The sequence below is a fragment of the Synechococcus sp. R5-12 genome, from assembly GCF_047502655.1.
Lineage (GTDB): Bacteria > Cyanobacteriota > Cyanobacteriia > Thermostichales > Thermostichaceae > Thermostichus.
On record NZ_JANSIM010000248.1, the window covers coordinates 1 to 9704 of the forward strand.

Here is a 9704-nt window from a genome sequence, read left to right on the forward strand (position 1 = left end):
TGAACAGTGATGTTCAGCAGTGTTCAGCGTAAATGTATCAGAGACGCCGGCAGGAACGGACAAGAGGGGATCCCCGATGCTTCTGTTGCGCCTGCAGAGTAGAGCTCCGTCCTGTTGATGGGGATCAGCGCTGCCGCCCAGAAGGGCAGGTGGGACGCAGCGGGCAGCGGCCACATTCGGGCATACGGGCCTTGCAAATGCGCTTGCCCAGCCGGACAAAGTTGACGTGCAGGGAATAGGCTTTGCCTCTGGGGATCTGAGGGGAAAGCTGAGCAAAAGTGTCGTCGGGATGTTTGGCCCGCACCAAGCCCAGACGGTTGGCCACTCGATGCACATGGGTATCCACCGGGCAGAGATCCCGACCCAGCCCGAACAACAACACACAGGTGGCGGTCTTCAGCCCTACCCCTTTCAGGGAGAGCAAAAAATCGAGGGCGCCAGCATCGTCTAGCTCTCTTAGAAAGTCCAGACTCAGGGATCCCTGTCGTTCTTGAATGGCAGCCAGGATCTCCTGAATTCGGACTGCCTTGAGGTGGGCTAAGCCGCCGGAGCGGATCACCTGAACCAGATCTGCCGGATCGGCGGCCAAGACCGCTTCCCAAGAGGGAAAGGCGGCTTTGAGGGCGCGGAAGGCACGGCTGCTGTTGGTGTCAGTGGTGTTCTGGGAAAGGATCGTGCCCACCAACTCGTCCAGGAGATCCGGGCGGGGGGAAAGCCCATCGGGAGCCCGCTGAGGGATCCCAAAGCACTGCTCTAGCCGCATCAACAGCGATTCCATCCTGTCGGCGGGCAGGAGTTCTGCCAGCAGGGTTGGGGACTCCGCCGCTTTGGCGGGCACAGGCAGGCGTTGGGAAAGGCTGTCCAATCTTGGCTGTACCACGGCTTAACGGGCAGAACTCTGGCGGATCTCCTGCAACAGGCGGGCAAGAACCTTGCTGGCATTGGGAGGAGCTGCGGCCTGCAAGTGGGCGGCCATTTGGGCAACCACCTGCGGCTGAGCCAACCAGGTCAACACCGTTTGCCGCAGCAAGTCCAGATTCTCTTCGGATTCTCGCATGACCACCCCCCCACCGCGCCCCACAAAGGCCAGAGCATTCTGATACTGATGATCTTCTGCAGCAAAGGGATAGGGGATCAAAATGGCCGGGGTGGCGGTGGTCAGCAACTCCGCCAGGCTCATGGCTCCGGCGCGGCTAATGGCAAAGTTGGCCCGCTGCAACAAGGCAGCTACATCTCGACGGAAAGGAAAGGGCCGGTAGCGGGGATGGCTGGGGATCCTGGCTTCCGGATCTTGAGCTTCGCTGCCGCCGGTCAAATGCACAATCCAGGCCCCCGCCTCCAACCAAGCTGGGGCACAGGCGGCCACCATGCGGTTGAGGCCCCGCGCCCCCTGGCTACCCCCCATGACCACAATGAGGGGATCCCCGTCGGGAATGGGGAGGTCGGCAGGGAAAGGCTGGGGCGTGTAGAACTCGGCCCGCACTGGCGTGCCCACCACTTGGGCGGCCACCCCTGGCAAATGCTCTGCCGTCTCCGCCATGCCCAGCGCCACCACCTGACAAAATCTCCCCAGCCAACGGGTCACTTTGCCCGGGATCCGATTGGACTCGTGCAGCAACACCGGTACCCCCAGCGAACGGGCGGCCAAAATGGCAGGAGCGGCAATGTACCCGCCGGTGGTCAGGACAATATCAAACCGTCCCGACATAAGGAGTCGGCGCACTTGTAGGGTCGCACGGGCCAGTTGGGCCAAGGCCTGCAGCCTGTGGAGAGGGGATCCCTGCCAGCCGGACATGACAACCCGGTGCAAGGGATAGCGCTCCCGCACCAGCTTCCCTTCCATCCGATCCGGCACCCCCAGCCATTCGATCTGCCAGTCAGGCAACTGCTCGGCAACGGCCAAGGCCGGAAAAATGTGGCCACCAGTGCCGCTGGCAGCAACCAGCAGCCGCGGGCGTGAAGCTGGATCCTTGGCGCGTGTGTCCACCCGTGTGCCGGTTAGGGATCCCTGAGACCTTCAGGAGTTGTTGGAGCTGACATAGCGCAAGAGGGTGCCCCGCTGCCCCAGAATAAACCCTTGCTCGGGGCCAAAAAACTCAATGCTGTAGAAGTTGGCGGGGATGTTGCTGAGTTTCTTGGCCTGTTCCCAGGTTTTGCCACCGTCAGGGCTGTGGATCAGGGTAGCGCCACCCCCCACCACCCACAGGTCGTGGTCGTTCTGGTAGGCGGCATTGAGGTAGCCAAAGCTGAGGGCCCGCCCTGGACGCAGCGGCGACGACCACTGGCCGGAGGTGAAGTCATCGGTAAAGGCGATCTCCGCCCCTTGGTTCAATTTCCAAGCGCTGCCGTGGGGGCCAAAGCCCATGTTTTGAATGCGGCGGGAGCTTTCCCGCGGGTAGGGCTTCCAGGTGCGACTTTCAGGAGTGTACAGAAAGTAGAAGCTGCCCCGCGACGACACCGCCAGATATTCGCCTTCAGGGCCGCGGGCAATGTTTTTGATGGCCCCAATCGGCTCATCCACTTGGGCATGCCAGGTCTGACCGCCATCTTCGGTGCGGTAGATGGCCCCCACATTGGTCACCATTTCGGCGGCGCCAGGGCCCAGAGCCTGGATCAAGAGCGGCTCCCCTGGCAGTTGGTTGTTGAGGCGGATGGAAGTCCAGTCGGATCCCTCGTTTAGGGTGTGGAGGAGGATCTTCGGCTGCCCGGCCACCCAGCCTTCTGCCCCAGCAAAGCTAATGGAGGCCAGGTAGGCTTCCGGCTCCAGACCCGGCAGCTCCCGCACCTGCCAGTGCAGACCCCCATCGCGGGATTCCAGCAGCGTCGCCTTGTCTCCCACCAACCAGCCATGGGAAGGGGTGGTGCCGGTGAAGGCAATGTCCAGCAGAATGTTCTGGGTGGGCACTTCCACCTGCTCCCAGGGCACCACCCGCATGTTTGGCATCCGCGCCGCCATTAGCAGCACCGAGACAGCAATCAGCAGCACCAGCCTCAGGGGTTTGAACATCTTGACCCTCACTCGACGAAATAAAAACTCATCAAAAATAAAAATCCCAGCGCCAATCCCAAAAAGATCAGCAGGTTCTTTTGGGCAGGGGTCATCACATTCACCCCCAGGCCATAGCGCAGGTTCTCTTGAAAACCGGAAGGCTTGCCCTTGGCGCCCACTGCTTGGAACGAGCGCTTACCGGCTCGGCACACCGGACATTTCCAATCGGCTGGCAATTCCTCAAACGGTACGCCCGCCGGGATCCGATTGAGCTGATCCCCCTTGGCCGGTTCGTAAACATAGCCACAAGAACGACATTCGTAGCGCTGCATCCGCAGGGGATCGCTGAGCTGCGCATCGGTTTCATCTTCCGGCAACTCAATGAGCCTCGGTGTCTTGGGAGAACGGGGTTGAACACCGGGATCCGGTTGCGAGCCATTCATGGTCAGGGATCCATCTGCATCGTCGATCCTATTATGAGAGGAATTGTTACAAAAATCTACTCAGACCCTTTCTTGTTGCTCAGGGGGATCCCGCGCCAGCTCAGAGTGATGGGCAGATTCCGCTGCTCTTGGAGAGGCTGATCTGGTGGACATAGGGATCCACCTGGGGGATCCTATGTTATGTTTTGGCTATCTTGCCCTCAGTGTTGTGCAAGCGGGTGCCTTTCATGACCACGCCCCCTCGCCGACCGGCCCTCAATCACGTGCTCATCGTCAAGGATCGTCATGGGCCAAAAGCCTACTGGTTGACGGCTGAGCTTTATTCGTTGGGCCGGGATCCACGCAACAGCATTCGCATCGACTCCCAGTACGCCTCTCGCTACCACGCCATTTTGGTCAAAACAGAATCCCCCTCTTCTCCCGATGGGTTCACTTACCAAATCATCGACGGAGACATTCAGGGCACCCCCAGCACCAACGGCCTTTACGTGGGCGGGCAACGGGTGGAATTTCGGGATCTGGAGGACGGGGACGAAATTCAGTTTGGCAACGATGCCACCGCTACCTACTCGCTGCAGAACAAAGATCTGGATGAAATTCTGGCTACCTTTGAAAACACCCAGATCGTTGGGCTGTAGGAAGCTGCCTTCCCTGTTGGGTCTTGGCCTGTCCCGTCTGCATGCTGGTTGAAGGGTTAACCGGCGCTTGGAGAGGGGATCCCGTCGCCGTATTTTCGGGATCGCTTGCTGGTAAACTGTGTCATACAAAAAAACAAAGCTGGGATCCCTGCTGTTTTATTGGGCTTTCTGCTTGCGGGATCCCTTCCTTCTGTTGTCTCTAAGGGAGGATCCATCTTGCGCCCCATCCTCATTGCCGGCAACTGGAAAATGCACAAGACTCAGGCTGAGGCTCGCGAGTTTCTGCGAGAGTTGGGCCTGGCTTTACGGTCATCGCCGTCAGGGTCAGCATCCCAGCGGCAGATCATCCTATGTGTGCCCTTTACAGACCTGGCGGTGGTGGCAGAGCAAAGCCGCGGATCCGACATAGCCGTGGGAGCACAAAACCTACATTGGGAGGATCAGGGGGCCTTTACCGGGGAAATTTCCGGCCCCATGCTGGCGGAATTGGGGGTGCGCTACGTCATCGTCGGCCACAGCGAACGGCGGCAGTACTTCGGCGAGACGGACGAAACCGTTAATTGGCGTTTGGCAGCTGCCCAGCGGCACGGGCTCACCCCCATCCTTTGTGTGGGAGAAAGCCAGCAGCAGCGGGAGCAAGGCTTGACCGAGTCTTGGATTGTGGGGCAATTGGATCGCGCCTTGCCGGGGATCGATCTGGAGAACTTGGTGATTGCCTATGAGCCCATTTGGGCCATCGGCACCGGCCAGACTTGTGCAGCTCAAGAGGCCAACCGGGTCATCGGCTTGATCCGGCAACACTTGGGCAATGCCCAACTGCCCATTTTGTATGGCGGCTCGGTGAAGGCCGGCAACATCGATGAGCTGATGGCCCAGCCTGAGATCGACGGCGTGTTGGTGGGAGGGGCCAGCCTAGACCCCCAAGAGTTTGCCCGCATCGTCAATTTTCAGGCTCTAGCCCCCGCCTAGGCCGCTAGCGGGATTGTCCCCACAACAGGGCCACCGGGAAGGATTTTAAGACAACGCCCACCGGCAAGGTTTCGCCGGCAGGGATCCTTTCCTGGGTTAGCCCGTTCACCCAGTCCAGCCGCTTCCAACGCGGCAGATGAATTTCGGTATCTGCCCAAACGGATTCTCCCAGAGGATCTTGGGTTTCGTCGATCAACTTTGTTAAAAAACGCGGCACTACCGTGAGCAATACCTGCTTACTGTGCTGACGGGCAAAAGCCACAACATGGTCAGCATGGGATCCGCTGATTTGCAGAGGAATGTAGCTGCCCTCGAGAAACAATTGGGGCTGTTCCTGGCGGGCCTTGAGCACATGATGAATCAGAAACAGCTTAATGCGTCCGTCGCTGCGGTGTAGTAGCAAATCCGCAATGAGTTGGAGAGGATCCTGTTTAACCCGCCGCTGAATTTCTTCCAAATAGGCGAGGCGACGGGAAAAATCCACAGGCCGACGATTGTCGGGATCCACCATGCTCAAATCCCACAGTTCCGTGCCTTGGTAAATATCCGGGATCCCAGGGCTGGTGAGCTTGATCAGCGTCTGTGAGAGAGAATTAAAAATGCCAAAGTGAGCAACTTTCCGTTGGAAAGGCAAAAAGGACTCCAAAAAGGGGTTAGGACCTTGAAGGATCCGTTCGATAAAGGCGGTAGTGGCTTCTTCGTATTCGGTATCGGGGCGAAGCCAAGCGGTGTGGACCTTAGCTTCCCGCACTGCTTTGATGGCATAGTCTTTGACCCGCTGTACGAACTGGGGCACCTCTTCCGGTTGGAAGGGATAAGAGCCGAGCAATGTCTGGTAGAGCAAATACTCGTCATTGCGATCCGGCAGTTCTGAGCGCTTGGCTTGTTTGCTGCGGACTTTGTAGCCGAGGTTCAGTTCATGCCAAAGGTTGATGTGCTTTTCCCACTCGGCGGGGATTTCAGAAAGCACATTCAGCCGGGCCCGCACATCTTCGCCACGCTTGGTGTCGTGGGTGGCAGAAGCATTCATGGACAGAGGCCACCGAGCTGCCCGCTCTTGATTAAAGCGGTGAAACTCTTGCACCGAAAGGCCAAAGCGACAGGGATCCCCACCGACTTCATTGAGAGATAAAAGGCGGTTGTACACATAAAAAGCAGTATCTTCTACCCCTTTGGCCATGAGAGGGCCGGCCAACTGCTGCAAGCGCATGGCAAAATGGATCTGCTCATTTTTCTCCTGGTCTGATAAATTGTCCAGAGACTCCAGGCAGAGAAAGCGCTGAATAAAATTCAGCTCATTCACCAAAACGGGCAGGTTCTCCTTGGCCTTCTCCACAGCTTGACGAACCACCTGTTGACCTTCTGGACTGAGGATCCCTTCGTGGATATAGACGCGGTAGACCGGAAAGCACACCAAAACTTCTACCAAAGCTCGACGTAAGCTGTAGAGGGTAAAGTCATTGGCATAGCGATGATGGCTGGTGATCTGCTTGAGCAAAAAAGCAAGATTATCCATATCCCCTGACAGGTTGCGCTCGATGATCAGGCGTTTTTTATCTTCGATAACCTGCTCTGGGGAATGCCGTAGATTTGTGAAATTTTGATAGAGAGAGTCAAAAGCCTCTGCATTTTCTTCTTGACAAAAGATGCCGTTGAGCTTAGCTAAAAAATCATAGCCCGTTGTGCCTTGAACCGGCCAGCTTTGGGGCAGACTTTCATTGGCCTCTAGTATTTTCTCTACCACGATGTAGAGATTTGGGCAGCGTTCCCGCAGGCGATGGAGATACTCTTCGGGATTGAACAACCCATCGATATGATCGATGCGCAAACCACTAAAACGCCCCTGTTCTGCAAGCTTAAAGATAAGCTGATGGGTTTTGCGAAACACCTCGCGATCTTCCACCCGCAGTGAGATCAGCTCGTTAATGGTAAAGAAACGACGATAATTGATCTCCTCAGCACCCACCTTCCAGAAGGAAAGGCGAAAATTTTGCCGCGCCAGAAGACTATCCAGCAGGTCAAAGCTCGACGGATCCCCTGGCTTGCCGTTAAAGATGTCAATGTTCTCGTCAAAAAAGCTCTGGATAGGTTGGCTAGAAGTGTAGAGTTCCCACAACGAATGCTTGGCAAAGCTAATTTGATCGGTGCGCTCTAGGAGATCTTCCTTGCTGGGAATGAATTTCAGGCTGAAGAGGATCCCGAGTAACTTGACGTAGTCGGGATGGCTGCGTCCCAATTTTCGCCGCAGCTTGCTCAGGTTGTAGGTAAAAACATCGGCATAGGTGTCAATATTGAGGGGGAACCTCAAGTTGTAGTAGTTAATACTTAGGCCATCGGCATCATAACGAAGCTGGATTTGACCCGACTCCAAACATTTGTCGTAGAAATCTCCCAAGAAAGGGGCTAAGATTCTGCCTTTGATCCCCAGGTAAGAGTGATTCCAATTCACATCAAAGTAGTCAACAAAATCTGAGTTGGGGCCACTCTCCAGAACGTCCATAAGCATCTGGTTTTGGCCATCGTAGGCCATGTGATTGGGCACAATGTCCTGGATCCAGCCTATTCCCTGCTGATTGAGGGCTTCCCACAAGAGCTCAAACTTTTCGCTTCCCCCCAGTTCCTGGTTAATCTGCCTGGGATCCACCACGTCGTAGCCGTGGGTGCTGCCTTTGCGGGCCTGAAAGATAGGAGAGGCATACAAGTCACTGATGCCCAGCAACTTCAGGTAGGGAACAATCTGTCGTGCTGCGTCGAAGTCAAACCCAGCATGAAACTGAATGCGATAGGTGGAAGTCGGGATCCGCATGATGACCTTAGAACAATGACAAAGAAGCCGAGCTTGCCAACGGCATAGGGTCAAGAGAACAGATGTATCTAGGGTAGCGGCTAAGATCAAGAGAACAGATGTATCTAGGGTAGCGGCTAAGATCAAGGAGTCCTGCAGGGGAGAGGCGAGGTTAGTGAACTTGTCAAGGCCACAGAGGAGCGCTTCACCCCCGGTAAGGGGGCCGGCAAGGATGGCGAGGTGGGCAGGGATCCTGCTCGTGGGTGGGCTGATGGGGAGTTGGCGGAGCGAGGCAACCTGGGCAGAAAGCGAGTTTCGGGTGGGGAGTGAGCTGGTTTTGACCCTGCGCACCCCCGATGCCCCCGCTCGCCTCCGTCTGCTGAAGCAACGGTTGGAAGAGATTTTGCTACAGGCCAGCAGCCCTCAGGTGCAGGTCAGTCTGGATATCCCCAGTCCCAATCCCTCGACGACCGGCAGCGGGGATCCCCCAGCTCAAGCCGCTCGGATTCTTTTGAACCAGCAACTGCTGTTGGAGGTAACTCCAGCCGATGCAGAGGCTCATGCTGCTCCCCAACCGGCAGATCTGGCAAGGATCTGGGCGGATCGCCTGCAAACGGTGTTCAACCAGGAATCCAGTCGGCAGCAACTGTTTTTGGGATTGGGGCTGCCCCCGCACTTGACCTGGCAAGGGCGACTCTATCGCCGCGCTGAGCGTGCTGCCGCCGATACTGGGCGCTTTGTTACCGATGGCACTCGCATTCAAGATCATGTGGTCTATTGGGAGATCCCCTCTGGAGAAAACCCGTTTGATTTTACTGACAAGCCGACCCTGCCGGATCCGCCGCCGGAGCGGCTATTTTTGTTGAATCGCCACCGCCAGTTTGTGCCCTACGAGTTGTAACCGAAGTCCTTTCTCCCTCTGTTGTCTATTGTCTATGTCGTCCATTCAACGAGAACCTCGCATTCTGTTGGGCCTGCGGGCCGACCAATTTCGTCATCCCGTGGATCTGCAAGCCACCCGCTCTCTGCAGCAAGTGCCGGGGCTGGGCCTGCTGATTCAAAATTGGCTTGGCTCAACGGCAGGACAGATATTTTATCTGGACAACATTGCTTCTAGTATCCAAATTAACGAGCATCAGTTGCCGGAAATTCATCAGCTTTTGGTGCAGGCCTGTCGCATCTTGGATCTGGAGGTGCCCCAGCTCTACGTGCGGCAGAACCCCACGCCCAATGCTTACACCTTTGCCATGCAGGGGAAAAAGCCCTTCATTGTCTTGCACAGCTCTCTGCTGGATCTGTTGGAGCCGCCGGAAATTCAGGCCGTGATCGCTCATGAGTTGGGCCACTTGAAGTGCAATCACGGGGTCTACTTGACGATGGCCAACATTCTCATGCTCTCCACCAGCTTGCTCCCCTTCGGGGGGTTGTTTTATCAGGCGTTGCAGGATCAACTGATGCACTGGCTGCGGTGTGCCGAGTTTACCTGTGACCGGGCGGCGCTGTTGGTAGCCCAAGATGCCAAGACGGTGATCTCGGTGTTGATGAAATTGTGTGGGGGATCCCCGCAATTGGCCCCCAAGCTGAACGTGGACGCCTTTTTGGAGCAGGCCCGCACTTATGATGAGCTGGACGGGGATCTGTGGCAGATGGAGCTGAAGCAGATGCAAACGGTGGGGCGCACCCATCCGCTGCCGGTGCTGCGGGCCAGAGAAATCGAGCGTTGGTTCCGCAGCAACACCTATCAGCAGATCCTGGAGCTCCAGGGATTGGGCTCCGCACCGCGGACGTCAACGGCTGCTTCGTAAACTACCCGACTCCGACCGCTAAAGCAGTACAGAGCGGGCTTTTAGTAGCCCTGCAGTTGGCAAGCCAACCACGAG

Annotated in this window: 9 protein-coding genes; 4 read left to right on the forward strand and 5 right to left on the reverse strand. The window is 56.8% G+C overall.

All coding sequences use genetic code 11. The annotated features are described in order from the left end of the window. Positions 1-124 precede the first annotated feature (124 nt). From NW843_RS12595 to NW843_RS12610, 4 genes are read right to left on the reverse strand one after another with little or no spacing between them, the layout of a single operon-like run. On the reverse strand, positions 125-880 hold the full coding sequence (locus NW843_RS12595; RefSeq protein ID WP_414523110.1) for an endonuclease III domain-containing protein: 756 nt from the start codon (positions 878-880) through the stop codon (positions 125-127). Positions 881-883: 3 nt separating this feature from the next. Then, the gene (murG, locus tag NW843_RS12600; protein WP_414523111.1) at positions 884-1987 is read right to left on the reverse strand and encodes an undecaprenyldiphospho-muramoylpentapeptide beta-N-acetylglucosaminyltransferase; all 1104 of its coding nucleotides are present in this window, start codon (positions 1985-1987) and stop codon (positions 884-886) included. 30 nt (positions 1988-2017) lie between these two features. Next, the gene (locus NW843_RS12605) at positions 2018-3007 is read right to left on the reverse strand and encodes a photosynthesis system II assembly factor Ycf48 (RefSeq protein ID WP_414342336.1); all 990 of its coding nucleotides are present in this window, start codon (positions 3005-3007) and stop codon (positions 2018-2020) included. A gap of 8 nt (positions 3008-3015) precedes the next feature. Further along, positions 3016-3432 carry a rubredoxin gene (locus tag NW843_RS12610; protein ID WP_255344539.1) on the reverse strand — a complete coding sequence of 139 codons (417 nt, stop codon included), beginning with the start codon at positions 3430-3432 and terminating at the stop codon, positions 3016-3018. A 227-nt stretch (positions 3433-3659) separates the two neighbouring features. Here NW843_RS12610 and NW843_RS12615 point away from each other — a divergent pair, with 227 nt between their 5' ends. Together NW843_RS12615 and tpiA are read left to right on the forward strand one after the other, a co-directional pair. Further along, a complete protein-coding gene (locus tag NW843_RS12615) occupies positions 3660-4070 on the forward strand; it encodes an FHA domain-containing protein (protein WP_414374851.1) in 411 nt (136 codons plus the stop codon). A gap of 216 nt (positions 4071-4286) precedes the next feature. Next, a complete protein-coding gene (gene tpiA, locus NW843_RS12620) occupies positions 4287-5039 on the forward strand; it encodes a triose-phosphate isomerase (protein WP_414413769.1) in 753 nt (250 codons plus the stop codon). A gap of 4 nt (positions 5040-5043) precedes the next feature. Here tpiA and treY read toward each other — a convergent pair whose 3' ends face one another. Continuing rightward, positions 5044-7845, reverse strand: coding sequence for a malto-oligosyltrehalose synthase (treY, locus tag NW843_RS12625; protein WP_414523112.1), 2802 nt, complete (start codon positions 7843-7845; stop codon positions 5044-5046). Between the two features lie 211 nt (positions 7846-8056). On the opposite strand from treY, the gene NW843_RS12630 reads away from it, so the two are divergent. Both NW843_RS12630 and NW843_RS12635 read left to right on the forward strand, forming a co-directional pair. Continuing rightward, positions 8057-8725: a hypothetical protein gene (locus NW843_RS12630; protein WP_414332314.1), complete on the forward strand. Its 669-nt coding sequence runs from the start codon at positions 8057-8059 to the stop codon at positions 8723-8725. Positions 8726-8759: 34 nt separating this feature from the next. Then, positions 8760-9629 (forward strand): M48 family metallopeptidase, encoded by an 870-nt coding sequence (locus NW843_RS12635; RefSeq protein WP_414374847.1) that lies wholly within the window; start codon positions 8760-8762, stop codon positions 9627-9629. The last annotated feature ends 75 nt before the right edge of the window (positions 9630-9704 follow it).